The 24,074-nt window shown below is 61.5% G+C and carries 24 protein-coding genes, 6 tRNA genes and 1 pseudogene; 25 read left to right on the top strand and 6 right to left on the bottom strand.

The annotated features are described in order from the left end of the window. Window positions 1-47: 47 nt before the first annotated feature. Window positions 48-1,316 (top strand): annotated as a pseudogene (locus Q1W70_RS27220) (methyl-accepting chemotaxis protein); the annotation flags it as partial. After that, on the top strand, window positions 1,302-2,015 hold the full coding sequence (locus tag Q1W70_RS27215) for a methyl-accepting chemotaxis protein (RefSeq protein ID WP_371927855.1): 714 nt from the start codon (window positions 1,302-1,304) through the stop codon (window positions 2,013-2,015). The pseudogene Q1W70_RS27220 and the gene Q1W70_RS27215, both read left to right, overlap by 15 nt. Window positions 2,016-2,072: 57 nt before the next feature. Here Q1W70_RS27215 and Q1W70_RS02400 read toward each other — a convergent pair whose 3' ends face one another. Next, entirely contained in the window at window positions 2,073-2,831 is a 759-nt protein-coding gene (locus Q1W70_RS02400) for a hypothetical protein (RefSeq protein ID WP_178117400.1), read from the bottom strand. Window positions 2,832-3,201: 370 nt separating this feature from the next. Here Q1W70_RS02400 and Q1W70_RS02395 point away from each other — a divergent pair. The 10 genes from Q1W70_RS02395 to Q1W70_RS02350 all read left to right on the top strand — a co-directional run bounded on the left by Q1W70_RS02395 (window position 3,202) and on the right by Q1W70_RS02350 (window position 7,440). Then, window positions 3,202-3,277, top strand: a tRNA-Glu gene (locus Q1W70_RS02395). A 2-nt stretch (window positions 3,278-3,279) separates the two neighbouring features. After that, window positions 3,280-3,355 (top strand) — tRNA-Gly (locus Q1W70_RS02390). A gap of 104 nt (window positions 3,356-3,459) precedes the next feature. Then, window positions 3,460-3,535 (top strand) — tRNA-Glu (locus Q1W70_RS02385). Between the two features lie 3 nt (window positions 3,536-3,538). Then, window positions 3,539-3,614: transfer RNA gene (locus Q1W70_RS02380), tRNA-Gly, on the top strand. A gap of 84 nt (window positions 3,615-3,698) precedes the next feature. Continuing rightward, a tRNA-Glu gene (locus Q1W70_RS02375) sits at window positions 3,699-3,774 on the top strand. Between the two features lie 2 nt (window positions 3,775-3,776). Beyond that, window positions 3,777-3,852 (top strand) — tRNA-Gly (locus Q1W70_RS02370). A 480-nt stretch (window positions 3,853-4,332) separates the two neighbouring features. After that, window positions 4,333-5,115 (top strand): transporter substrate-binding domain-containing protein, encoded by a 783-nt coding sequence (locus tag Q1W70_RS02365; protein ID WP_166590827.1) that lies wholly within the window; start codon window positions 4,333-4,335, stop codon window positions 5,113-5,115. 56 nt (window positions 5,116-5,171) lie between these two features. Beyond that, window positions 5,172-5,900, top strand: a complete 729-nt coding sequence (locus Q1W70_RS02360) for an ABC transporter permease (protein ID WP_182343951.1) — start codon at window positions 5,172-5,174, stop codon at window positions 5,898-5,900. After that, on the top strand, window positions 5,897-6,607 hold the full coding sequence (locus Q1W70_RS02355) for an ABC transporter permease (RefSeq protein WP_095167591.1): 711 nt from the start codon (window positions 5,897-5,899) through the stop codon (window positions 6,605-6,607). Before Q1W70_RS02360 ends, Q1W70_RS02355 begins: the two co-directional genes overlap by 4 nt. A 68-nt stretch (window positions 6,608-6,675) precedes the next feature. Next, window positions 6,676-7,440 (top strand): ABC transporter ATP-binding protein, encoded by a 765-nt coding sequence (locus tag Q1W70_RS02350; RefSeq protein WP_166591288.1) that lies wholly within the window; start codon window positions 6,676-6,678, stop codon window positions 7,438-7,440. A 42-nt stretch (window positions 7,441-7,482) separates the two neighbouring features. On the opposite strand, the gene Q1W70_RS02345 is transcribed toward Q1W70_RS02350, so the two are convergent. Further along, window positions 7,483-8,121: a LysE family translocator gene (locus Q1W70_RS02345; RefSeq protein WP_182343955.1), complete on the bottom strand. Its 639-nt coding sequence runs from the start codon at window positions 8,119-8,121 to the stop codon at window positions 7,483-7,485. Between the two features lie 83 nt (window positions 8,122-8,204). Continuing rightward, complete coding sequence (locus tag Q1W70_RS02340) at window positions 8,205-8,831, bottom strand: alanyl-tRNA editing protein (RefSeq protein ID WP_166591290.1); 627 nt, start codon at window positions 8,829-8,831, stop codon at window positions 8,205-8,207. A 91-nt stretch (window positions 8,832-8,922) separates the two neighbouring features. Here Q1W70_RS02340 and Q1W70_RS02335 point away from each other — a divergent pair, with 91 nt between their 5' ends. After that, the gene (locus Q1W70_RS02335) at window positions 8,923-9,921 is read left to right on the top strand and encodes a LysR family transcriptional regulator (RefSeq protein WP_166591291.1); all 999 of its coding nucleotides are present in this window, start codon (window positions 8,923-8,925) and stop codon (window positions 9,919-9,921) included. 148 nt (window positions 9,922-10,069) lie between these two features. Here the strand turns inward: Q1W70_RS02335 and Q1W70_RS02330 are convergent, their stop codons facing one another. Together Q1W70_RS02330 and Q1W70_RS02325 are read right to left on the bottom strand one after the other, a co-directional pair. Continuing rightward, the gene (locus Q1W70_RS02330) at window positions 10,070-10,468 is read right to left on the bottom strand and encodes a PA2817 family protein (RefSeq protein WP_095167600.1); all 399 of its coding nucleotides are present in this window, start codon (window positions 10,466-10,468) and stop codon (window positions 10,070-10,072) included. 95 nt (window positions 10,469-10,563) lie between these two features. Then, window positions 10,564-13,011 (bottom strand): acyl-CoA dehydrogenase, encoded by a 2,448-nt coding sequence (locus tag Q1W70_RS02325; RefSeq protein WP_166591292.1) that lies wholly within the window; start codon window positions 13,009-13,011, stop codon window positions 10,564-10,566. Window positions 13,012-13,260: 249 nt separating this feature from the next. Here Q1W70_RS02325 and Q1W70_RS02320 point away from each other — a divergent pair, with 249 nt between their 5' ends. The 4 genes from Q1W70_RS02320 (at window position 13,261) to Q1W70_RS02305 (ending at window position 16,429) form a co-directional block, all read left to right on the top strand. Further along, window positions 13,261-13,920 carry a transglutaminase-like domain-containing protein gene (locus tag Q1W70_RS02320; protein WP_166591293.1) on the top strand — a complete coding sequence of 220 codons (660 nt, stop codon included), beginning with the start codon at window positions 13,261-13,263 and terminating at the stop codon, window positions 13,918-13,920. Between the two features lie 43 nt (window positions 13,921-13,963). Further along, complete coding sequence (locus Q1W70_RS02315) at window positions 13,964-14,587, top strand: glutathione S-transferase family protein (RefSeq protein ID WP_166591294.1); 624 nt, start codon at window positions 13,964-13,966, stop codon at window positions 14,585-14,587. Between the two features lie 133 nt (window positions 14,588-14,720). Beyond that, entirely contained in the window at window positions 14,721-15,653 is a 933-nt protein-coding gene (locus Q1W70_RS02310; protein WP_166591295.1) for an ABC transporter ATP-binding protein, read from the top strand. After that, a complete protein-coding gene (locus tag Q1W70_RS02305) occupies window positions 15,650-16,429 on the top strand; it encodes an ABC transporter permease (RefSeq protein ID WP_166591296.1) in 780 nt (259 codons plus the stop codon). Before Q1W70_RS02310 ends, Q1W70_RS02305 begins: the two co-directional genes overlap by 4 nt. 50 nt (window positions 16,430-16,479) lie before the next feature. Here the strand turns inward: Q1W70_RS02305 and Q1W70_RS02300 are convergent, their stop codons facing one another. Beyond that, on the bottom strand, window positions 16,480-17,001 hold the full coding sequence (locus Q1W70_RS02300) for a DUF2062 domain-containing protein (protein WP_095167612.1): 522 nt from the start codon (window positions 16,999-17,001) through the stop codon (window positions 16,480-16,482). 135 nt (window positions 17,002-17,136) lie between these two features. On the opposite strand from Q1W70_RS02300, the gene Q1W70_RS02295 reads away from it, so the two are divergent. The 8 genes from Q1W70_RS02295 to murB all read left to right on the top strand — a co-directional run bounded on the left by Q1W70_RS02295 (window position 17,137) and on the right by murB (window position 24,018). Further along, window positions 17,137-19,392: a DNA internalization-related competence protein ComEC/Rec2 gene (locus Q1W70_RS02295; protein ID WP_302098607.1), complete on the top strand. Its 2,256-nt coding sequence runs from the start codon at window positions 17,137-17,139 to the stop codon at window positions 19,390-19,392. Window positions 19,393-19,497: 105 nt separating this feature from the next. Then, a complete protein-coding gene (locus Q1W70_RS02290) occupies window positions 19,498-20,133 on the top strand; it encodes a MotA/TolQ/ExbB proton channel family protein (protein WP_162530197.1) in 636 nt (211 codons plus the stop codon). Continuing rightward, window positions 20,130-20,558 (top strand): ExbD/TolR family protein, encoded by a 429-nt coding sequence (locus tag Q1W70_RS02285; RefSeq protein WP_166591298.1) that lies wholly within the window; start codon window positions 20,130-20,132, stop codon window positions 20,556-20,558. The genes Q1W70_RS02290 and Q1W70_RS02285 overlap by 4 nt, the downstream gene beginning before the upstream one ends. Beyond that, window positions 20,558-21,568 carry a tetraacyldisaccharide 4'-kinase gene (gene lpxK, locus Q1W70_RS02280; RefSeq protein WP_302098606.1) on the top strand — a complete coding sequence of 337 codons (1,011 nt, stop codon included), beginning with the start codon at window positions 20,558-20,560 and terminating at the stop codon, window positions 21,566-21,568. The genes Q1W70_RS02285 and lpxK overlap by 1 nt, the downstream gene beginning before the upstream one ends. 23 nt (window positions 21,569-21,591) lie before the next feature. After that, the gene (locus Q1W70_RS02275) at window positions 21,592-21,777 is read left to right on the top strand and encodes a Trm112 family protein (protein ID WP_095167619.1); all 186 of its coding nucleotides are present in this window, start codon (window positions 21,592-21,594) and stop codon (window positions 21,775-21,777) included. Beyond that, complete coding sequence (gene kdsB / locus Q1W70_RS02270; protein WP_166591300.1) at window positions 21,774-22,538, top strand: 3-deoxy-manno-octulosonate cytidylyltransferase; 765 nt, start codon at window positions 21,774-21,776, stop codon at window positions 22,536-22,538. Before Q1W70_RS02275 ends, kdsB begins: the two co-directional genes overlap by 4 nt. Further along, window positions 22,538-23,002: a low molecular weight protein-tyrosine-phosphatase gene (locus Q1W70_RS02265; RefSeq protein ID WP_166591301.1), complete on the top strand. Its 465-nt coding sequence runs from the start codon at window positions 22,538-22,540 to the stop codon at window positions 23,000-23,002. The genes kdsB and Q1W70_RS02265 overlap by 1 nt, the downstream gene beginning before the upstream one ends. Next, entirely contained in the window at window positions 22,999-24,018 is a 1,020-nt protein-coding gene (murB, locus tag Q1W70_RS02260; RefSeq protein ID WP_166591302.1) for a UDP-N-acetylmuramate dehydrogenase, read from the top strand. The genes Q1W70_RS02265 and murB overlap by 4 nt, the downstream gene beginning before the upstream one ends. The last annotated feature ends 56 nt before the right edge of the window (window positions 24,019-24,074 follow it).

Below are 24,074 nucleotides of genomic sequence, written 5' to 3'. Positions count from 1 at the left end.
GAAAATGGCCGCCATTGCCATTGGCCACTGGAAGAAGGTGACGAGCAATGATTTCAGGTGTGCAAGGACATTTTGCCAACTTCGGCATGGCGAAAAAACTGGGGCTTGGCTTTATCCTGGTCTTGCTGTTGACGGCCCTGGTAGCGGCCATTGGGGTCTGGTCGCTGCACAGCATCAGCCAGCGTTTCGACGGGCTCAAGCAGATGTCGGCGCTCAACAGTGGCCTGCTCAAGGTGCGCCTGCTGGAGCAGGAGTATGCCTTGCACGCAGATGAAAAAACCGTCGACGCCTTGCGCCAGGGCCTGGATACCTTGATCGCCCAGGTCGCCGAGCTCAAGGCCCGGTCGGCGACCAATGCCCCGGTGATGAATGAGGTCGAACAGTCACTGGGCGCCTATCGCAAGGCCTTCGATGAATTTGTCGAGCTGACGTCGGCCAAGGACCTGGCGCTGGAAATGGCCAGTTGGTCGGTCGCAAGCGTCGCCAACAACCTGGATGTATTGCAGGCAGGGCTGGCTGACGATGGCGCCTACACACTCAAGGAGTCTGCCGGCAAGGAGGGGGGAGAGTTTATCGAACAAGCCAGCCAGGTCAGTCAGGTGTCGAAGCTGATGCTGCAGGCGATGAACGAGGCGCGGGTACGCCTGGACCAGAGCCGCAAGGCCGCCACGCAGGATACAGCGCAGGGAAGGATCGAGCAGGCTGACCAGGCGTTGCGCCAGGCGCAAGCGCTGATGGAGGTGGTCAAGGATGCGGGTTACCAGACGGTACTCCGCGAGGTGGCTGGGCACATCGCCAGCTTCACTGACAAATTGGCGGAGTACACCGGGCTCCTGGCTCGCGAACAACAGGTCTATCAGCAGTTGCATGCGCGCGCCGGCGAAGTGGTACAGCGGGTGGATCAGGCTTATGCAGCGCAAGACCAGGCGATGCAGACAGAGTTGCAGCACAACTCGCTGCTGATCATTGTGTCGTCGGTCCTGGCGTTGGTGGTCGGCTTGATCGCCGCCTGGCTGATCACTCGACTGATTGTGACACCGCTGCGCAGCGTGATCCGACTGGCCGAGCAAATTGCCGCCGGCGACTTGAGTGCCAGTGTGGTGGTGACCCGGCGTGACGAAATCGGCCAACTGATGCAGGCCATGCAGCAGATGGGCGCGGGATTGAGCCGGATTGTCAGTGGCCTGCAGGCAGGCATCGAGCAATTGGCCAGCTCCGCGCAGTCGCTGTCGGCGGGGACCGAGCAGACCAACCTGGAAGTCAGCAGCCAGAAAGAAGAAACCGAACAAGTGGCCACCGCCATGAATCAGATGACGGCCACGGTGCACGATGTGGCGCGTAATGCCGAGGAAGCAGCGCAGGCCGCCCAAACCGCCGACGGCAAGGTGGAATCCGGCCAGCAGGTGGTGCGTCAAAGCATGCAGCGTATCGAGCTGCTGGCGGACTCGGCGACGGCGGCCAGTTCCAGCATCGAGAGCTTGAGCGTCGAGATTCAGAACATTGGCAGTGTCCTCAGCGTGATCAAAAGCGTGGCCGAGCAAACCAATCTGCTGGCGCTCAATGCCGCCATTGAGGCGGCGCGTGCGGGGGAGCAGGGCAGGGGCTTTGCTGTGGTGGCCGATGAGGTCCGCGCCCTGGCTAAGCGCACCCAGCAGTCGACCGAGGAAATCGAGCGGCTGGTGACGACCCTGCGCGGCGCCGCGCAGTCTTCAGTGCAGCAAATCCAGAGCAGTGGTGAGTTGGTCAAGCTGGCCGTCAGCGATGCGCTGCAGACCGAAAGCGCGCTGGGCAGTATCGCCGCCGCTGTTTCCCTGATTCAGCAGATGAACCAGCAGATCGCCGCCGCGGCCGAGCAGCAGAGTTCGGTGGCCGAAGAGATCAATCGCAGCGTTACCAGTATCCGCGCCAGTGCCGATCAGTCCTCGCTGGCCATGCAGGGCAATGCCGCGTCGAGCATTGAACTGGCGCAGTTGGGTGTGGAGCTGAAGGCGATGGTGGGGCATTTCAGGCTGTAAGGCGGGGGGGCAGGAGGGTCGCAGGCCAATTCTGACCCGCGATCCTCGAAGGCGGCATCAGTCGTAGATGACCTTCTTCTTCCAGTCTGCATCGGCCTCGACTTCCTTGAGGCCTTCGGTCAACTCGTTCACGTCACCTTCAACCGGGGCAATGTTGGTCAGCACCATGGAGTTGGCGCGGGCCAGGAGTTTTTCCAGGAACTTGAGTTGTTCGTTGTAGGCCTGCGGATCGGGTTGTTTGCGCAAGTACTGCACGCCACGTTCGAAGGCCAGGCGCGCCTGACCAGGTTGTTCCTGTTGCAGGGCGTGCTGGCCCAGGTTGCTGAAAAACTCGATGTGCAGCAGCACCAGGATGTGGCGGATTTCACGAATCCAGCTTTTTGCCTCGTTGGTGGGCAGGAAACCATCGTGGGCGGCGCGGGTGACCTGGCCATGCAAGGCTTCGAGCAGGAAGCGTACATCCTTGGCCTTGGCCTCGGTCAGGATCGGCGCCGGTGGGTTGTTCACCGGAATCGATTCGCCCTGGGCAATCAAAGCCTTCAACTCTTCGATGCGGCTTTTCAGCGCCGTACTGGATTTCTCCAGGTTGAGCATGCGCTGGCAGACGTTGAGTTCCAGGCGTGCCAGCAGCAGCTTGAGGGCCGGTGTCATCAACTGGCCGGGGAAGGTCTCGGTGATTTCACCGCAGCGGCGCAGGCGGTCATTGAGTTCAACCTTGGTGCGGGCCTTTTGCAGCTTATTGTTTTCCACCACATTGTTCATGTAGCCAATAGCGATCAGTAGTGCGATCCCGACTATTACTAGCAGGGTGATCATGAGTGGTGTCACCGTGAAGACCTCTTTATTGGGTTTGCGTGCGAGTGTAGTGGCTAAGCCTGGGGGCGGATAGGGCGGTGCGACGAGTTGAGACGGGCCCTGCAGCGGTCGATAGGGGCAGGTGGTCGATGGATGCACAATGCCATTATCGGTGTGCCAAGGACTATAGCGCCTTGGCGAGTGCCAGAATATAGGCGTCAAACGCCGGTCGGCCGAAATCCCCGAAACGCCCCGCAAAGGACAGCGAAGTCATTGATTTAAATAAATTTATATCGGGGGGTTGACGACCCCTCAATCCATCCATAGAATGCGCGCCACTTACAGCGTAAAGCGAACAGCGAAACGCGGTAGGGAGTGAAGTTGTAGCTGTGTCCCCTTCGTCTAGTGGCCTAGGACACCGCCCTTTCACGGCGGTAACAGGGGTTCGAGTCCCCTAGGGGACGCCAATGCGGGAATAGCTCAGTTGGTAGAGCACGACCTTGCCAAGGTCGGGGTCGCGAGTTCGAGTCTCGTTTCCCGCTCCAATTTTAAACAGCAGTGCTTTCGGGCGGTGCTGAGTGAAACCAGAACCAAGTCTCAGGATGCGGCTCTGGACACCGAAACACACACCATGTGTTCCGGGTAGCGTGTCCCCTTCGTCTAGTGGCCTAGGACACCGCCCTTTCACGGCGGTAACAGGGGTTCGAGTCCCCTAGGGGACGCCATTTGCGGGAATAGCTCAGTTGGTAGAGCACGACCTTGCCAAGGTCGGGGTCGCGAGTTCGAGTCTCGTTTCCCGCTCCAAATTTAACGAGAGCGCCACTCAGTGAGTGGCGTTTTTGTTGGTCACCGCAGCGCACGCCATGTGTTGCGGGTAGTAGTTGCTGTGTCCCCTTCGTCTAGTGGCCTAGGACACCGCCCTTTCACGGCGGTAACAGGGGTTCGAGTCCCCTAGGGGACGCCATTGCGGGAATAGCTCAGTTGGTAGAGCACGACCTTGCCAAGGTCGGGGTCGCGAGTTCGAGTCTCGTTTCCCGCTCCATATTCATCAAGAACGCCGCTCATTGAGCGGCGTTTTTGTGTGCGTGTGTTTTTTGTTGCCTGCCCACTCCACTAGCCGCCCCTGCTGCCTGCCAGGGTGTTTCCCTTCACCGGTAAACCTCTCAAATTGTTACCTGACGCACCGATACCGGGCAAAACCTGCTCCGGGTAACAGCCTGACCCATGATCGGCCCGATCCTCAACACGCTATCCATGTGCGGCGAAACCCCGTGCCTGTGGGCTTGTGTGCCTTTCGCCAGGGCCGGTTTTGCCTTGGCCGGGGGAGTTGGCTGAGTGATTGCATATGCTTGTACGTACAAGTAAGTCTATGTGCGTAAGTGTTGAGGTCGAACGCCAAAGCACCGGATTGCTTTTGAAGCTAGCGCTTGAGGTGCGGGATCAGGTTTAGCGCCTTGCACCCAGTCTCCTGACCGTACCCATGCGTCACAAGCGCCCGTCGTGGTTTTAGGAATTGATAATAATGAAAAGAACATTGCTGACCCTTTCTGCGCTGACCCTCTGCCTGGCTGCTGGTGCTGCCCTGGCCAAGGACTATAAGGAGCTGCGTTTTGGCGTCGATCCTTCTTATGCACCCTTCGAGTCCAAGGCCGCCGATGGCAGCCTGGTGGGCTTCGATATCGACCTGGGCAACGCGATCTGCGTCGAGTTGAAGGTCAAATGCCGGTGGGTGGAAAGTGATTTCGACGGCACGATTCCCGGCCTCAAGGCCAACAAGTTCGACGGTGTGATTTCCTCGATGACCGTGACCCCGGCTCGGGAAAAAGTCATCGATTTCTCCAGCGAGCTGTTCTCCGGCCCCACAGCCCTGGTCTACAAGAAAGGTTCCACAGTGGGTATCGACCTGGCTTCGCTCAAGGGCAAAAAAGTCGGCTACGAGCAGGGCACCATTCAAGAAGCCTATGCCAAGCAGGTACTGGACAAGGCCGGTGTGGAAACCCAGGCCTATGCCAACCAGGATCAGGTCTACGCCGACCTGATTTCCGGCCGTCTCGACGCCTCGATCCAGGACATGCTGCAAGCCGAACTGGGCTTCTTGAAGTCGCCACAAGGTGTCGACTACGAAGTCAGTCCGCCCGTCGACAGCCCGCTGTTGCCGGCCAAGACCGCGGTGGGTATCGCCAAGGGCAACAGCGAACTCAAGGCCCTGATCAATAAAGGCATTCAGGCGCTACACGATGACGGCACCTACGCGGCGATCCAGAAAAAACACTTCGGTGATCTGAATCTCTACAGCGGCAAATAACGTCCCGCGCCCTCATGGGTGAGGGCGCTTCTTTATTGCTATAGGTCCTGTGAATTATGTTCGAAGCTCTCTTACAGACGCTCGGGCTTTCCGCATTCAGCTTGCAGGGTTTTGGCCCTCTGTTGCTGGAAGGCGCCTGGATGACCGTCAAGTTATCGATTTTGTCCCTGCTGCTCAGTGTGCTGCTCGGTCTGCTCGGCGCCAGCGCCAAGCTGTCGAGCCTCAAACTGTTGCGCATTCCCGCCCAGTGCTACACCACCTTGATTCGTGGGGTGCCGGACCTGGTGCTGATGCTGCTGATTTTCTACAGCCTGCAAACCTGGTTGACCAGTTTCACGGTGGCCATGGAGTGGGAATATATCGAGATCAATCCATTTGGCGCTGGGGTCATCACCCTGGGCTTTATCTATGGCGCCTATTTCACCGAGACCTTCCGTGGCGCGATCCTCGCCGTGCCCCGTGGGCAGATGGAAGCTGCCACCGCCTACGGCCTGAGTCGCGCCCAGCGCTTTCGCTTCGTGGTCTTCCCGCAGATGATGCGGTTCGCCTTGCCGGGTATCGGCAACAACTGGATGGTGATTCTCAAGGCCACCGCGCTGGTGTCGATCATCGGCCTGGCCGACCTGGTCAAGGCCGCCCAGGACGCCGGAAAAAGTACCTATCAGTTGTTCTTTTTCCTGGTGTTGGCGGCGCTGATCTACCTGATGATCACCAGCGCGTCGAACGTCGTCCTGCGCTGGCTTGAGCAGCATTACGCGGCAGGTTCCCGGGAGGCAGTACGATGATTGAGCTCTTGCAGGAGTACTGGAAGCCGTTCTTCTACAGCGACGGCTACCACATCACCGGCCTGGCGATGACGATGTGGCTGCTCAGCGCCTCGATCTGCATCGGCTTCCTGGTGTCGATCCCGCTGGCGATTGCCCGGGTTTCCCCGCACTTCTATATCCGCTGGCCGGTGCAGTTCTACACCTACCTGTTCCGCGGCACGCCGCTGTATATCCAGTTGCTGATCTGCTACACCGGGATCTACAGCCTGGCCGCCATCCGCGCGCAACCGGTGCTCGACGCGTTCTTTCGCGACGCCATGAACTGCACCATTTTGGCCTTTGCCCTGAACACCTGCGCCTACACCACGGAGATTTTCGCCGGGGCGATTCGCAGCATGAACCACGGCGAAGTCGAGGCGGCCAAGGCCTACGGCCTGACAGGCTGGAAGCTGTATGCCTACGTGATCATGCCTTCGGCCCTGCGCCGTTCGTTGCCCTACTACAGCAACGAAGTGATCCTCATGCTGCACTCCACCACCGTGGCCTTCACCGCGACCATCCCGGACATCCTGAAAGTCGCACGGGACGCCAACTCGGCGACCTTCCTGACGTTCCAGTCGTTCGGCATCGCCGCGTTGATCTACCTGGCCGTGACCTTTGCCCTGGTCGGCCTGTTCCGGGTTGCCGAACGCCGCTGGCTGGCATTTCTCGGACCGGCCCATTAAGGACGGCAGTCACCGTTTGCGGCCTGCGCGTCGCAGCGAACCCTTTTTCTTTCTGGATGTTTGCGCCCATGTACAAACTGACCATTGAAGAGTTGCACAAGAGTTACGGTAGCCACGAAGTGCTCAAGGGTGTGTCCCTCAAAGCCAAGACCGGGGATGTGATCAGCCTGATCGGTGCCAGTGGTTCGGGCAAGAGCACCTTTTTGCGTTGCATCAACTTTCTCGAAACCCCCAACGACGGCGCCATGAGCCTGGACGGCAAGTCGATTCGCATGGTCAAGGATCACCATGGCATGCGCGTGGCCGACGACGCCGAGTTGCAGCGCCTGCGCACGCGCCTGGCGATGGTGTTCCAGCACTTCAACCTGTGGGGCCACATGACGGTGCTGGAAAACATCAGCATGGCGCCACGCCGGGTGCTGGGTGTCAGCAAGAAAGACGCTGAAGAGCGGGCCCGCCGTTACCTGGAAAAGGTCGGCCTGCCGGCTCGTGTGGCGGAGCAGTATCCGGCGTTTCTTTCCGGTGGCCAGCAGCAGCGGGTGGCGATCGCCCGTGCGCTGGCGATGGAACCGGAAGTCATGCTGTTCGACGAACCCACTTCGGCCCTGGACCCGGAGTTGGTGGGTGAGGTGCTCAAGGTGATCCAGGGGCTGGCCGAAGAAGGCCGGACCATGATCATGGTCACCCATGAAATGAGCTTTGCGCGCAAGGTCTCCAACCAGGTCTTGTTCCTGCACCAGGGGCGAGTCGAAGAGCAGGGCGCGCCGGAAGAGGTGCTGGGTAATCCGAAGAGTGAGCGTCTGCAACAGTTTCTCAGCGGTAACCTGAAGTAAGTGCGCGCGCGTTTGGCCTTGGGGCTGGACGCGCGTAGCTTTTTATAGCGAGAGCAACAGGCGTCCGGCAAACAGAATCAGGATCACGCCCATGGTCCGTTCGAACCAGTGGCCCATGCGCATGAACTGCAAGCGCACCCGATTGCTGGAAAAGAACAGCGCCACCAGGACAAACCACAGGGCGTTGACCAGGCACATCCACAGACCGTACAACGCCTGCACCCCTAGCGGCGTGGTGGCGCTGATGAGCGTGGTGAAGATCGCCAGAAAGAACAGCGTTGCCTTGGGATTGGTGGCGTTGGTCAGGAAACCGGTGGTGAAGGCTTTGCCCAGGCTCTGCGGGGCATCGGGTGCGGCGGCGGCCGGTTCGCTGTCAAGCGTCGACTTGGGTTTGCTGCGCAGCAGGCTGACGCCCAGATAAACGATATAGCCGCCCCCCAGCACCTTGGCCACTGTCAGCAGCCAGGGTGTGGTGTGCATCAGTGCGCCGACGCCCAGCACCGTGTAAAGCACATGCACCGAAATGCCCGCGCCAATGCCCAGTGCAGTGCAGATTCCCACCCAGCGGCCAAACCTCACGCTCTGGCGGATCGTCACTGCAAAGTCCGGCCCCGGGGCCACCACGGCGAGAAAGTGAATGGTCGCCAACGCCAGGAACTCACCCAGATAATTCGAAAGCATTTCAACTCCAGCTGATAAGGGGAGCATGCTCTGGCGAGCATGCCGGTAACGTGTGCTTTCGGGGGGGCGGGGCAGGCCGGGACTCAGCTGACGTCGTAGCGCACGGACAGCGTGCCCTTCTTCTGCGAGAGGCTGGCGATGGTCACCGTGCCCAGTTCCTGCAGACGCTGTACATGGGTGCCGCCGCAACCGTAGGCGGGCAGTTCACCAAAACTGATTTCCCGTGCGCCTTCGCGCAGCGAGGTCAGGCGCGGCAAGTCTTCTTCAATCCACTGGGCCAGGGCATCTTGCAGTGCGCTGGCATCGAACTCCGTGGGCGTCTCACCCGGCTTGAACGTCACCCGCCCTTCGCCTGGCCAGTGATGGGCCTTGATCGGAATCCAGCCGAGGGTTTCGGCAAAGTGCCCGATCAAGTGCCCGGCCGTATGCAGCCGGGTATTGAGTTGGCGACGTTGCTCGTCGAGGCGGATGCGGGTCATGCCGGGGCTGATGGGGCGATCGACGTAGTGCACGATGCGCTCGGGCTCCTGAACCACCCGCAGGACCTGGCTTTCACCGATCCAGCCGGTGTCGCAGAGTTGGCCGCCACCTTGAGGGTGGAACAGCGTGGCGCGCAGTACGACGGCAAATTCGCTCTCGTAGGGCGTGCATTCCAGGACTTCCACGTTGGCACTGTGTTCATCGCTGTGGAAGAACAGGCGAAGCGTCATATTCCAGGCTCTTATCAAAATTTCCATTTTTTATTATATGGATGGCGCAATAGCGTGATAATCCGTTCAAACATCAAAGGACTGTTGCGCTGTGAGCATAAATCTCCCGTTACCGCTGTTGGGTGAAATGGCAATTTTCGTCAAGGTGGTCGAGACCGGCAGCTTCTCGGAAGCTGCGCGCCAACTGGGCTCTTCTCCCTCGGCGGTGAGCCGGAGTATCTCGCGCCTGGAAAAAGCCCTGGCCACCCGCTTGCTGCAACGCACTACGCGCAAGTTGCGCCTGAGCGATGGTGGCGAAGAGGTGTTCAAGCGCTGCCAGGAGATGGTCAGCGCGGCCCGTTCGGTCATGGAAATCAGTGGCCAGTTCACCCAGGAGGCCGAAGGGCTGGTGCGGGTCAGCGTGCCCAAGGCCGTGGGACGGTTTGTGATCCATCCACATATGCCGGAGTTTCTGCGGCGCTACCCCAAGGTCGATGTCGAGTTGCTCCTGGAGGACCGTGAGGTTGACCTGATCGACGACCATGTCGACCTGGCGATTCGCATCACCGACCGCCCGCCAGTGGGGCTGGTAGGGCGCCAGTTGCTGACCATCGACCACCTGCTGTGCGCGACGCCGCAGTACCTGGCGGAGCACGGCACGCCGAGCCATCCCCACGACCTGCTGAATCACAGTTGTATCTACCTGGGCGAAACGCCGAGCGACGCGCGCTGGAAGTTCAAGCAGGGCAGCAAGGCGGTGACCGTCGGGGTGCGCGGGCGTTATGCCGCCAATCACACCGGGGTGCGCCTGGGGGCCGTGTTGCAGCACATCGGCATTGGCAGCCTGCCGTACTTCACCGCCCGGCATGCGCTTGAGCAGGGGTTGATTGTGCAGGTGCTAGCGGACTGGAGCTTTCTTGCTTCCTACAGTGGTGGTGCCTGGTTACTGCACTCGCCAACCCGCTACTTGCCACCCAAACTGCGGGTGTTCATCGATTATCTGGTGGAGTGCCTGGAGAAAGAGCCAACGCTGAGTAAGCCGGGGAAATCCGCTGGGGCTGGCGCGCTCGTTGCGCACTATGAGTTGCCGGAGAGTGAGGGGCTGTTCTGAGGGGCGGCGGGGTGATTCAGGCTGTACGCGTGGTCGTCAACGTCCATCGCGAGCAAGCTCGCTCCTACAGTGTCCCTGGCTTACACGGGAATTTTGAAGAAGCTGGCTTGCCAGCGAACAGGGCCGCAAGCCATTGCAGGGCTGTTGATCAGTGCTTGCTGTCCTGGTTCGACAGGGCCAGCAGTTGTTTTTCCTGGTTCCAGTCGAAGGGTTCGTCGTTCTGTTCGGCTTCAAAGCGACGTTCTTCCAGGGCCTGGTACAGGTCGATTTCATCGTCGGGCATGTAGTGCAGGCAGTCACCGGCGAAGTACCACAGCAGGTCGCGCGGGACCATATGGGCGATTTGCGGGTAGCGCTGGATGATCTGGCACATCAGGTCCTGGCCCAGGTACTGGCTTTCGATCGGATCGATCGGCAGGGCGGCACGCAGTTCGTCGAAGCGTTCCAGGAACAGCGCATGGCTTTCTTCCGGAACCTGCTCGGCTTCACCGACAGCGACCAGGATACTGCGCAGGAGGTCGAGCTGGACGAGAGTTTGGTCGAGCATAACGGGAGTCCTCTAGAACTAAAGCAAAACGGGCGCCGGAGTATATAGCCCTGGCGCCCGTTTTTCATCTGTACCGCGCTGGACGGGCCCGGGTATTAGCGGACTTTGCCCTCGGCCAGTTGCAGTTGCTCCTTGGAAAAGTCATCGACGTCGATCACCTTGCGGCGCGCTACTTCGGCTTCGCGCAGGTTTTGCGCTTCCACGGCTTGCAGCACCCCGGCCTCGAGTGCCGCGTCGATGAGGTTCTCCCCGGCAGCGGGCTTGAACTGCCCGCTCTTGAGGGCCAGGTGGACTTTTTTCTGCAGTGGATGGACTGCATTGAGCAGGTCGCAGGCGTGTTGCAGGGCGCCCACCGGATCGTCGACGGCTTGCGGACGGTAGCAGCCGCCCAGCAGTTCTTCGAGGGTCGGGTCGCCCTTGGGCCGGCCGATCACGCCTGCCACTTCGGCACCGAGTCGATCGTCCGGGCCTTTGTGGCGGCGTCCGAACGGAAACACGATGACCCGCAACAGGCAGCCCAGCACCTTGCTCGGGAAGTTGCTCAGCAACTCGTCCAGCGCCCGCTCGGACTGCCCCAGGCTTTCCTCCATTGCCCAGGTGAACAGCGGCCGCATGTGTTCAGGCGAGTCGAGGTCGTGATAACGCTTGAGCGCCGCGGAGGCCAGGTACATGTTGCTCAGCACATCGCCTAGACGGGCCGACAAGCGTTCACGGCGTTTCAGTTCGCCGCCCAGCAACATCATGCTCAGGTCGGCGAGCATGGCGAAGGCAGCCGCCTGACGGTTGAGCGCGCGGAAGTAACCCTGGCTGAGTTTGTCACCGGGACTGTGTTCCAGATGACCAAGACCGAGGTTGAGTACCAGGGTGCTGGCCGCGTTGCTCACGGCAAAGCCGATGTGCTTGAGCAGCAGGCCGTCGAACTCTTTCAGTGCCTGCTCTTTGTCTTCGCGACCGGCGAGGGCCATTTCCTTCAGGACGAACGGGTGGCAGCGGATCGCGCCCTGGCCGAAGATCATCAGGTTGCGCGAGAGAATGTTCGCGCCTTCCACGGTGATGAAGATCGGCGCACCTTGCCAACTGCGTCCCAGGTAGTTGTTCGGCCCCATGATGATGGCCTTGCCGCCGTGCACATCCATTGCGTGGCTGATGCACTCGCGACCCCGTTCGGTGAGGTGATATTTGAGCACTGCCGAAAGCACCGAGGGTTTTTCGCCTAGGTCCAGGGCGCTGGCGGTGAGCATGCGTGCCGCGTCCATCATCCAGGCATTGCCACCGATGCGCGCCATGGCTTCTTGAATGCCTTCGAAGGCCGAGAGCGGCACGTTGAACTGTTCGCGCACCTGGGCATATTGGCCGGTGACCAGGCTTGTGAACTTGGCGGCGCCCGTGCCTACGGCCGGCAACGAAATCGAACGCCCCACCGACAGGCAGTTCATCAGCATCATCCAGCCCTTGCCGAGCATCTCCTGGCCGCCAATGAGGAAGTCCAGCGGCACGAACACGTCCTTGCCGGAGTTGGGGCCGTTCATGAACGACGCGCCGAGGGGCAGGTGGCGACGCCCGATTTCCACCCCGGCGGTATCGGTGGGAATCAAGGCCAGGCTGATGCCCAGGTCTTCCTCGTCGCCCAGCAGATGGTCCGGGTCATAAGCCTTGAACGCCAGGCCGAGCAGGGTGGCGACGGGGCCCAGGGTGATGTAGCGCTTTTCCCAGTTCAGGCGCAGACCCAGGGTTTCCTCGCCTTGCCATTGGCCTTTGCAGATCACCCCGGTGTCGGGCATCGCGCCAGCGTCGGAACCTGCCAGCGGGCCGGTCAGGGCGAAGCACGGGATGTCATCGCCACGGGCCAGGCGCGGCAGGTAGTGGTTGCGTTGTTCTTCGGTGCCGTAGTGCAGCAGCAGCTCGGCCGGCCCCAGTGAGTTGGGGACCATCACGGTGGAGGCCAGGTCGCCACTGCGGGTCGCCAGTTTCATCGCCACCTGCGAGTTGGCGTAGGAGGAGAACCCCTTGCCGCCGTATTCCCGGGGAATGATCAGGGCAAAAAAGCCGTTGGCCTTGATATGTGCCCAGGCTTCGGCTGGCAGGTCCATGGTCTGGCCGATCTGCCAGTCGCTGACCATGGCGCAGAGTTCTTCGGTCGGGCCGTCGAGAAAGGCTTGCTCCTCGTCGCTCAACTGCGCCTTGGGATAGGCCAGCAGCTTGTTCCAGTCCGGCCGGCCGCTGAACAGTTCGCCATCCCACCAGACAGTGCCCGCATCGATGGCGTCGCGTTCGGTCTGCGACATGGGCGGCAGGGTTTTCTGGAACCAGCTGAACAGCGGGGCGCTGAAGAATTTGCGCCGCAGGTCTGGCAGGAGCAGGGGGGCGGCCACGGCCGCCAGCGCAATCCAGAAAATCAGCAGCAACCAGCCTGGTGCATGACTCAGGATGCCCATCGCCAGCAGGTAGACGGCGACGATGCCCAGGGCGGGCAGGGGCGCGGTGCGGCGGTGAGCCAGATAGGCAATTCCGAACACCAGAACCAGTATCCACAACAGCAACATATTCAATCCTCCGTGAAACCAGGGTCAAAACCACCCCAAGAGCTTAGTCGGCATCTGCCAAAGGGGGCGGTTGGTACTATGTGTTTGAATGTGTAGGAAACAGGGGGTGTATTTCGCTTGTGAAACCGGGCGGCAAGCTGAGTAAACCCTGCGTGGGGTGTGCGACAAGCGCTCATGTTTGGCCGAAATGTCGTTATCTCTGTGCTGAGGGTATCGCTAGACTCGGGGCTTCCCCAGGAGAGCGTTCTCATGCACGAGTATCTAAGTCCCGGCCGCTTCATCGATAGTGACCACCCCTCGGTGGTGGAGTTCGCCGAAAAACATCGGGGCAGCAGTCGTGACCCGATCGCGCAGGCGGTCAATCTCTATTACGCGGTGCGCGAGGCCGTGCGCTACAACCCCTACACCTTCAGTCGTGATCCCGAGACACTGCGCGGCAGCTATGCCCTGGCCACCGGTGAAAGCTACTGCGTGCCCAAGGCCACTTTGCTGGCCGGCTGTGCCCGGCATTGCGGGATAGCCGCACGCATCGGCCTGGCGGACGTGCGCAATCATCTGTCGACTCCGCGCCTGATCGCCTTGCTCAAGAGCGATGTATTCGCCATGCACGGCTACACCGAGTTGTATCTGCAGGGGCGCTGGGTCAAGGCGACGCCGGCGTTCAATGCGCGGCTGTGTGAAGTGTTCGATGTGCCGGCGTTGGAGTTCGACGGGGTCAACGACAGCGTATTCCATGCCTTCAACCGGCAGGGGCAGCAGTCCATGGAGTACCTGGTGGATCATGGCCAGTTTGCCGATGTCCCCGAGGTGTTCTTTTTCGAGCACCTGCAGCAGTGCTACCCCCATTTGTTCAGCGAGCAAATGCCGGCCCTGTTGGGTGACATGCAGAGCGATTTGTCTGACGCCTGATCCGGCGTAGACTGCTGCGGCATTCATCCATTGAGGGAAGATCATGCTGAAGATCTGGGGTCGGAAAAACTCGTCGAACGTCAGGAAACCCCTGTGGGCGGCGCAGGAACTTGGCCTGGCCTACGAGGCCATCGACGCCGGCGGCGCGTTTGGGCTGGTCGATACGCCCGAGTACCGGGCCATGAACCCCAACGGCCGAGTGCCGGTGATCGAAGATGACGGGTTTGTCCTTTGGGAGTCCAACACCATCGTGCGTTACCTGATGGCCCGTCATGCCAATGGGACCCCTTGGTATCCGGCCGATGTCCAGGCCCGTGCCAGTGCCGAAAAGTGGATGGACTGGACCACTTCCAGTTTCGCCGGTCCGTTCCGCACTGTGTTCTGGGGGGTGTTGCGCACCCCGCCCGCGCAGCAGGACTGGTCGGCGATCAAGGCCGCGATCAAGGAGTGCGAAGCCTTGCTGGCGATGGCGGATCAGGCATTGGCCAGCCAGCCCTATCTGTCCGGTGCCGAGATCGGCATGGGCGACATTCCCCTGGGCAGTTTCATCTATGCCTGGTTCGAGATGCCTATCGAGCGCACCCATCAGCCCCATCTGCAAGCCTGGTACGCGCGCCTGAAACAGCGCCCGGCCTATCAGCAGGCGGTCATGACCGCGTTGACTTAATACTGACTATCAATACGCATGACTGTACTTGTGCGGCGTCGCCAAGCACCATAACGCTCATGCGCCGCGGTGGTTTTGCTCGCCGCGAGCCCCAACGTATTCCTCACTTCCCTTCTTGGTGCGTAAATCCGATATGAGTTCTGCTCTGTCCATCCGGCAGCTAACCAAAACCTACGGCAACGGTTTCCAGGCCCTGAGTGGTATCGATCTGGATGTCGCTGAAGGTGACTTCTTCGCTTTGCTCGGCCCCAACGGTGCCGGCAAATCCACCACCATCGGCATTCTCTCGACCCTGGTGAACAAGACCAGTGGCAGCGTGAATATCTTCGGTCACGACCTGGACCGCGACCCGGCCGGGCTCAAGCGCTGTATCGGCGTGGTGCCCCAGGAGTTCAACTTCAACCAGTTCGAAAAGACCTTCGACATCGTGGTGACCCAGGCCGGTTACTACGGGATTCCGTCCAAGGTGGCCAAGGAGCGGGCCGAGCAGTACCTGACCCAGCTTGGCCTGTGGGACAAACGCGATGTACCGTCGCGCTCACTGTCTGGCGGCATGAAGCGCCGGCTGATGATCGCCCGGGCGCTGGTTCACGAGCCGCGCCTGCTGATCCTTGACGAGCCCACTGCCGGCGTTGATATCGAACTGCGTCGCTCGATGTGGAGCTTTCTCACCGAGCTGAACCAGAAGGGCATCACCATCATCCTCACCACCCACTACCTGGAGGAGGCTGAGCAACTGTGCCGCAACATCGGCATCATCGACCACGGCACCATTGTCGAAAACACCAGCATGCGTAATCTGCTCGGCCAGTTGCATGTCGAGACGTTCCTGCTCGACCTCAAGCACGACATGCAGGTGGCCCCGCAGTTGATCGGCTACCCGAGCCGGCTGATCGACAGTCATACCCTGGAAGTCCAGGTGGATAAAGCGGTGGGCATCACTGCGTTGTTCGCTCAGTTGGCGACGCAGAACATCGAAGTGTTGAGCCTACGCAATAAAACCAATCGCCTCGAGGAGCTGTTCGTGTCCCTGGTGGAGAAAAATCTGGCGAAGGTGGCCGTATGAGTTCCGAACTGCAACCCAACCTCGTTGCCCTCAACACCATCGTTTACCGTGAAGTCCGCCGGTTTACCCGGATCTGGCCGCAGACCCTGCTGCCGCCGGCGATCACCATGGTTCTGTACTTCGTGATTTTCGGTAATCTGATCGGCCGGCAGATCGGTGACATGGGTGGCTTCACCTACATGGAGTACATCGTGCCGGGATTGATCATGATGTCGGTGATCACCAACTCCTACGGCAACGTGGTGTCGAGTTTCTTCGGCAGCAAATTCCAGCGCTCCATTGAAGAGCTGATGGTGTCACCGGTGTCCCCGCACACCATTCTGATCGGCTACACCCTGGGCGGCGTGCTGCGTGGCTTGATGGTCGGGGTCATCGTGACTTTGCTGTCGTTGTTCTTCACCGACTTGCAGGTGCATCACCTGGGCGTGACTGTCCTGGTGGTGGTGCTGACAGCCACTATTTTCTCGTTGTTGGGGTTCATCAACGCGGTGTTTGCACGTAACTTCGACGATATCTCGATTATCCCGACCTTTGTGCTGACTCCCCTGACTTACCTGGGCGGGGTGTTCTACTCCATCAGCCTGCTGCCGCCATTCTGGCAGACGGTGTCGCTGGCCAACCCGGTGCTGCACATGGTCAACGCCTTCCGCTACGGCATTCTTGGCGTGTCGGACATCAAGATCAGCATCGCCATCACCTTCATGCTGGTGGCCACCGTGGTGCTGTATGTCGGTTGTGCACGGTTGCTTGTCAGTGGTCGCGGGATGCGCACCTGATACCGTCACTCGGTGACAACAAAAAACGGCACCTCAGGAGGTGCCGTTTTTCATTTGGTCCGTCGGGCTTTCTTGCGTCGCGTCCACTGCCGGCCGACCCACCAACGCCAGTAGGTCATGGTCATGCAGTAAGCCAGGGCGCCGAGCACCAGGCCGGCCACCACCGAACCCAGCAGGAACGGTTGCCACAGCGTTGACAGTTCGCCGCTGATCCATTCCCAGGTCAGCTCCTCCGGCAGGCTGCGGGCGGGGACATTCATCAGCCAGGCGCCAGTCTGGTAGGTACAGAAAAACACCACCGGCATGGTGATCGGGTTGGTCAGCCAGACCAGGCTCACCGCGATCGGAATGTTTCCGCGCACCGAAATTGCCAGTGCCGCGGCCACCAGCATCTGCATGGGGATCGGCAAAAAGGCGGCAAACAGGCCCACGGCCATGGCTCGGGCTACAGAGTGGCGGTTGAGGTGCCAGAGGTTCGGGTCATGCAGCAGGGTGCCGAGAAAGCGTAAGGACTTGTGTTCCCTGATGCTGCTCGGGTCTGGCATGTAACGTTTGAATAAGCGCCGGGGCATAGGGCTTCTCGGTCAGTTCAGGCGGCAAGTATGCCCGGATTCGAGGAAACGCCCATTCAGACTTTGTGACAATTAATAAATGCGCGGCATCGTGACTCGGCTAATCCAAGAGAGGGAACTCTCAAGGACGGGCTTATGCGCACAGGGATGTTGGCGCTCGCGCTGGGTCTGTTGACCCTGGTTTTTTTGCCGGCCTTACCACCGGTCGGGATGTTGCTGGCGATGGTGTTGCTGGCGATGGTGTTGCTGGCGTTGATGCTGTTGCCGTTTCGCACCTATCCGCTGGCGTTTTTTCTGTTGGGCCTGGTGTGGGCCTGTATCAGTGCGCAGTGGGCACTCGATGACCGTCTGGCGCCGGAGCTCGACGGCCAGACTCGCTGGATTGAAGGCCGGGTCGTCGGCTTGCCCCAATACTCGCCAGGGGTAGTGCGTTTTGAATTGGCCGATGCCCGGGCGCGGCGTACCGAGGTGCCGACGTTGCTCCGGCTGGCCTGGTATGACGGGCCACGGGTCAACAGCGGCGAACGCTGGCGGCTGGCCGTGACGCTCAAGCGGCCAGTGGGCCTGCTCAACCCCCATGCTTTTGATTACGAGGCCTGGCTGTTGGCGCAACGCATCGGTGCCACGGCCACCGTCAAGGACGGACACCGTCTGCAGTCTGCGCAATGGGCCTGGCGCGACGCGGTTCGCCAGCGCTTGCTGGCCGTCGACGCCCAAGGCCGGGAGGGGGCGCTGGCGGCGTTGGTGCTGGGCGACAGCTCTGGGTTGAGCCGTGCCGACTGGCAGGTCTTGCAGGACACCGGCACCGTGCACTTGCTGGTGATATCCGGACAGCACGTGGGTTTGCTGGCGGGGATGGTCTATCTGCTGGTTGCGGGCCTCGCGCGGTATGGCCTGTGGCCGCAGCGCCTGGCGTGGTTGCCCTGGGCCTGTGGCCTGGCGTTCGCCGCAGCGCTGGGCTATGGGCTGCTGGCCGGATTCGAGGTGCCCGTGCGCAGGGCCTGCGTGATGATCGGCCTGGTGTTGTTATGGCGCCTGCGCTTTCGCCATCTGGCGGCCTGGTGGCCCTGGCTGCTGGCGCTGAATGCGGTGCTGCTGCTGGACCCATTGGCCAGTCTGCGCCCGGGGTTCTGGCTGTCGTTTGCCGCGGTGGCGGTGCTGATCTTCACCTTTGGCGGGCGACTGGGGCCGTGGCGCTGGTGGCAAACCTGGACCCGCGCCCAGTGGCTGATTGCGCTTGGCTTAGGTCCGGTGCTGTTGATCCTCAACCTGCCCATCAGCCTCACCGGTCCCTTGGTCAATCTGCTGGCCGTGCCCTGGATCAGCCTGCTGGTCCTGCCACCCGCCTTGCTGGGGACGTTGTTGCTGCCGGTGCCCTATGTCGGGGAGGGGCTGTTGTGGCTGGCTGGCGGCTTGCTCGATGGGTTGTTCAGTGCACTGAGCTGGGTGGCAGGGAAACTGCCGGCCTGGGTGGCGCCAGCAGTGCCTTTGTGGGCCTGGGCGATCGCTGTGCTGGGCGCGGTATTGCTGTTGCTGCCCAAGGGGGTGCCGTTGCGGCCACTTGGTTGGCCGATGTTGCTGCTGCTGGTGTTCGCGCCGCCCCGGGTGGTGCCCGAGGGCCGGGCCGAAGTCTGGCAGCTGGATGTCGGCCAGGGCCTGGCGATTGTGGTGCGTACCCGGCAACACACCTTGCTCTATGACACGGGGCCGGGTTTTCGCGGGTTTGACCTCGGCGCGCAAGTGGTCCTGCCGGCGTTGCGCAAGTTCGGTGTCCGCCACCTGGACCTGATGTTGATCAGTCACGCCCATGCCGATCATGCCGGGGGCGCACGCTCAATCTGGCGTGGCCTGCCGGTCAGGCAAGTCATCAGCGGCGAACCGCAGGATCTGCCGAATGAATTGCGTGCGTTGCCCTGTGCCAGTGGCAAGCAGTGGGAGTGGGACGGTGTGCGTTTTACCCTGTGGCATTGGTCTGGGGCGACTGACAGCAATCAGAATTCCTGCGTGTTGCAGATTGAGGCCAACGGTGAGCGCTTGCTGCTGACCGGCGATATTGACGCCCGTGCCGAGCGGGTGTTGCTCGATTCGCCGCTGGCGGTCAGCAGCCATTGGCTGCAAGCGCCGCACCACGGTAGCCGCAGCTCCTCGTCCGAGGCGTTTGTCCGTGCGCTGGCGCCCCAGGGGGTGCTGATTTCCCGGGGGCACGGCAACAGCTTCGGTCATCCCCATCCCCAGGTGGTCGAGCGCTATCAACGCCTGGGTGTGCAGATCTATGACAGTGCCGAGCACGGCGCGGTGCGCCTGCTTCTGGGGGAGTTCACGGCGCCGCAGGCGATGCGTCGCGCCGCGCGTTTCTGGCGCAGTGCGCCGTCTGTCAGCCCTGCGCCCTGAGGCGGCCCGGACTGGTGTCATGGCCGGGCACGGTCGTCGGCGGGCCCGGTCTCTACGGCCTGTCTGTATGCTAAAGTGGCGCACTTTTTCGAGGGGACTGTCACTGTGTGGGAATTGGTCAAATCCGGCGGCTGGATGATGTTGCCGATCATTTTGAGTTCGATCGCTGCATTGGGCATTGTTGCCGAGCGCCTGTGGACCCTGCGGGCCAGCCGTGTGACCCCGGAGCATTTGCTCGGGCAGGTCTGGGTGTGGATCAAGGACAAGCAACTCAATAAGGAAAAACTCAAGGAACTGCGCGCCAACTCGCCGCTGGGGGAAATCCTCGCCGCGGGCCTGGCCAACTCCAAGCATGGTCGCGAGATCATGAAGGAGTGCATCGAAGAGGCTGCCGCCCGGGTCATTCATGAGCTGGAGCGCTATATCAATGCACTCGGCACCATAGCTGCCATGGCGCCATTGCTGGGGCTGCTGGGTACGGTGCTGGGCATGATCGATATCTTCAGCTCGTTTATGGGCTCGGGCATGACCACCAACGCCGCGGTGCTGGCCGGTGGTATCTCCAAAGCCTTGATCACCACCGCCGCAGGCCTGATGGTGGGGATTCCGTCGGTATTCTTCCACCGGTTCCTGCAGCGCCGCATCGATGAACTGGTGGTTGGCATGGAGCAGGAGGCGATCAAGCTGGTTGAAGTGGTGCAGGGCGACCGTGACGTTGACCTGACCGAGGGCAAAGCGTGAAATTCCGCCGCAAACCACGGGAGAATGTGGACATCAACCTGGCGTCGCTGATCGACGTGGTGTTTATCCTGCTGCTGTTTTTCGTCGTGACCACCACTTTCACCCGGGAAACCCAGCTGCGGGTCGACTTGCCGGAAGCGGTCAGCGGCTCGCCGGCCGAAGACCAGCAGGCCAAGCAACTGGACGTCGCCATCAGCGCCGACGGGACGTTCTCGGTGAACAACCAGGTGCTGCCCAAGAACGACCTGGCCAGCGTGATCGATGCGCTGAAAAAAGAGTCCAATGGCGACACCAACCTGCCGCTGTCCATCAGCGCCGATGGCAAGACCCAGCACCAGGCGGTCATCACCGCCATGGACGCCGCCGGCAAGCTGGGGTTCACCCATTTGCGCATGACCACTGTTGAGGCGGCTCCGGCACCCTGATGGCCATGTCCGATCGATTGCTCACTGCGTGGTACGCCGGTCATCCGGCGCTCAAAGTCTTGTGGCCACTGGAGTGGTTGTACCGGCGCGTGGTCACGGCCAAGCGCCAGCGGTTCCTGGCGGGCGAAGGCGAGATCTACCAGCCCCCGGTGCCGCTGATCGTGGTCGGCAATATCACCGTCGGGGGTACCGGCAAGACACCATTGATTCTGTGGATGATCGAACACTGCCAGCGCGCCGGCCTGCGGGTCGGGGTGGTCAGTCGCGGCTACGGGGCGACGCCGCCCCAATTGCCCTGGCGGGTAGAGGCGCAACAGACTGCCGCAGTGGCCGGCGATGAGCCGCTGCTGATCGTCCAGCGTACCGGCGTGCCTTTGATGATCGACCCGGACCGCAGCCGTGCCGTCCAGGCGTTGCTGGCCACCGAGCCGCTGGACCTGATTCTTTCTGACGACGGCATGCAGCATTACCGCCTGGCGCGCGACCTGGAACTGGTGCTGATCGATGCGGCGCGCGGCCTGGGCAATCGTCGTTGCCTGCCGGCGGGGCCGTTGCGCGAGCCGGTGGAGCGTCTGCAAAGCGTCGATGCGGTGCTGTTCAACGGCGCCCTGGCCGATGCCGACGAGGGTTTTGCATTCCGCTTGCAACCCACAGCGCTGGTCAACCTGCTGACCGGTGAACGCCGCGGCCTCGAGTATTTCCCCGCGGGGCAGGCGTTGCACGCAGTGGCCGGGATCGGCAATCCGCAACGTTTCTTCACTACCCTTGAAACGCTACACTGGCAGCCTGTGTCACATGCGTTTGCCGACCACGCGCAATACAGCGCGGCGGCCTTGAATTTCACGCCATCGCTGCCACTGGTCATGACGGAAAAGGATGCGGTGAAATGCCGAGCCTTTGCTGCTGCCGACTGGTGGTACCTGGCGGTCGATGCTGCGCCTTCACCGGCTTTCGTGGCCTGGTTCGATACGCAGTTGATGCGGCTGTTGCCCGCACGTCTTTTGCCTTAAAACGCTTTTTCCAGGGAGTTTTCATGGACACCAAATTGCTCGACATCCTCGCCTGCCCGATCTGCAAAGGTCCGCTCAAGCTCAGCGCCGACAAGACCGAACTGATCAGCAAGGGTGCTGGCCTGGCATTTCCGATTCGTGATGGCATTCCGGTCATGCTGGAAACCGAAGCCCGTACCCTGACCACCGAAGAGCGCCTGGACAAATGAGTCACGCGTTCACGGTGGTGATTCCGGCGCGATTTGCCTCCACGCGCCTGCCAGGCAAGCCCCTGCAGATGATTGCCGGCAAGCCGATGGTCCAGCATGTCTGGGAACAGGCGCGCAAAAGTGCCGCCCAGCGAGTGGTGATCGCCACTGACGACGCGCGCATTGTCGAGGCCTGCCAGGCCTTTGGGGGTGAAGTGGTGATGACCCGGGTCGACCACAACTCCGGCACTGACCGCCTGGCCGAGGTCGCCAGCCAACTGGGTCTGGCGCCAGATGCCATTGTGGTCAATGTCCAGGGCGACGAGCCATTGATTCCGCCGAGCGTGATCGACCAGGTCGCCGCCAACCTGGCAGCCCATGCCGAAGCGGGCATGGCGACCCTGGCCGAACCGATCGAAGACCTTGAAACCCTGTTCAACACCAATGTGGTCAAGGTCGTCAGCGACCTCAATGGCCTGGCGTTGACCTTCAGCCGGGCGACCCTGCCGTGGGCGCGCGACCAGTTCGCCAAGAGCCAGACGCAAATGCCCGAGGGTGTGCCGTACCGCCGTCATATCGGGATCTACGCCTACCGTGCCGGCTTCCTGCATGACTTCGTCAGCTGGGGCCCCTGCTGGCTGGAAGACACCGAGTGCCTGGAGCAACTGCGCGCACTCTGGCATGGCGTGCGAATCCATGTCGCCGATGCCCTCATTGCCCCGCCAGCGGGGGTCGACACCCTTGAAGACCTCGAGCGCGTCCGTCGCCTGCTGGAGGCCTGATGCGGGTTCTGTTTGTCTGCCTGGGCAATATCTGCCGTTCGCCGACGGCCGAGGGCGTACTGCGGCATAAATTACGTACCGCCGGATTGACCGGGCAGGTCGACGTGGCTTCTGCCGGCACCGGCGACTGGCATGTCGGCAATCCGCCGGACAAGCGCAGCCAGGCCGCGGCGTTGCGCCGTGGCTACGACCTGTCGGCGCAGCGGGCGCAACAGGTGACGCGGGCCGACTTCTCCAGCTACGACCTGATCCTGGCCATGGACCAGAGCAACCTGCGCAACCTCAAGGCCCTGCAGCCGGCCCAGGGCAAGGCCGAGCTGGACCTGTTCCTGCGTCGTTATCAGTCGAGTGTCGATGACGTGCCGGATCCTTATTACGACGGTGAGCATGGCTTCGAACAGGTACTGGACCTGATCGAGCAGGCCTGCGATTTGCTGGTGATTGAATTGAAGGGACGCTTATGACTTTGCACCTGCAGTCGCAGGTTTCGCTCAAACCATTCAACAGCTTTGGCGTGGACGTGCGTGCGCAACTGTTCGCCGAGGCCCGTAGCGATGCCGACGTTCGCCAGGCGCTGGCGTATGCCGACGAGCACGGGCTGCCATTGTTGGTGATTGGGGCGGGCAGCAATCTGCTGCTGACGGCGGATATCCAGGCGCTGGTGCTGCGCATGGCCACTCGCGGTATTCGCCAGTTGAGCGACGACGGCACGCGGGTGGTGATCGAGGCCGAGGCCGGCGAAGCCTGGCACCCCTTTGTACAGTGGACGCTGGCGCAGGGCTTGTCGGGCCTTGAAAACCTCAGCCTGATTCCCGGTACGGTAGGGGCGGCGCCGATGCAGAACATCGGGGCCTATGGGGTGGAGATCAAGGACGTGTTCGCCGGGTTGACGGCCCTCGATCGCCAGACCGGCGAGCTGCGGGATTTCACCCTGGCCGAATGCAACTTCGCTTACCGCGACAGCCTGTTCAAACAACAGGTTGGCCGCTGGTTGATCCTGCGGGTGCGGTTTGCCCTGGACCGGGTCGAGCATTTGCACCTGGAGTACGGCCCGGTGCGCCAGCGCCTGACCGAGCAGGGCATCGAGCAGCCAAGCGCCAGTGATGTCAGTCAGGCGATTTGCAGCATTCGCAGTGAGAAGTTGCCTGACCCGGCGGTGCTCGGCAACGCCGGCAGCTTTTTCAAGAATCCGGTGGTCGGCGCCCAGCTCGCTGCACACATCCGCCTCGCGCACCCGGGCCTGGTCGGTTATCCGCAAGCTGATGGCCAGGTCAAGCTGGCGGCTGGCTGGTTGATCGAGCAAGCGGGCTGGAAAGGCTTTCGCGAAGGCGACGCCGGGGTGCACCGCTTGCAATCGCTGGTGCTGGTCAACTACGGCGGCGCCACCGGGCTTGAACTGCTCGAACTGGCGCAGCGGATCCAGAAAGACATACTCGAGCGTTTTAATGTCGAGCTGGAAATGGAACCGAATCGCTATTGAGCTACGCTTGAACGCTGAACCCAGAGCCCTGCACGCCCTAATGGTTGCAGGGCTTT

The organism is Pseudomonas kielensis (assembly GCF_030505375.1).
GTDB lineage: Bacteria > Pseudomonadota > Gammaproteobacteria > Pseudomonadales > Pseudomonadaceae > Aquipseudomonas > Aquipseudomonas kielensis.
The sequence above is the reverse complement of the archived record's forward strand: the minus strand, read 5'-3'. Positions and strand labels throughout refer to the sequence as shown.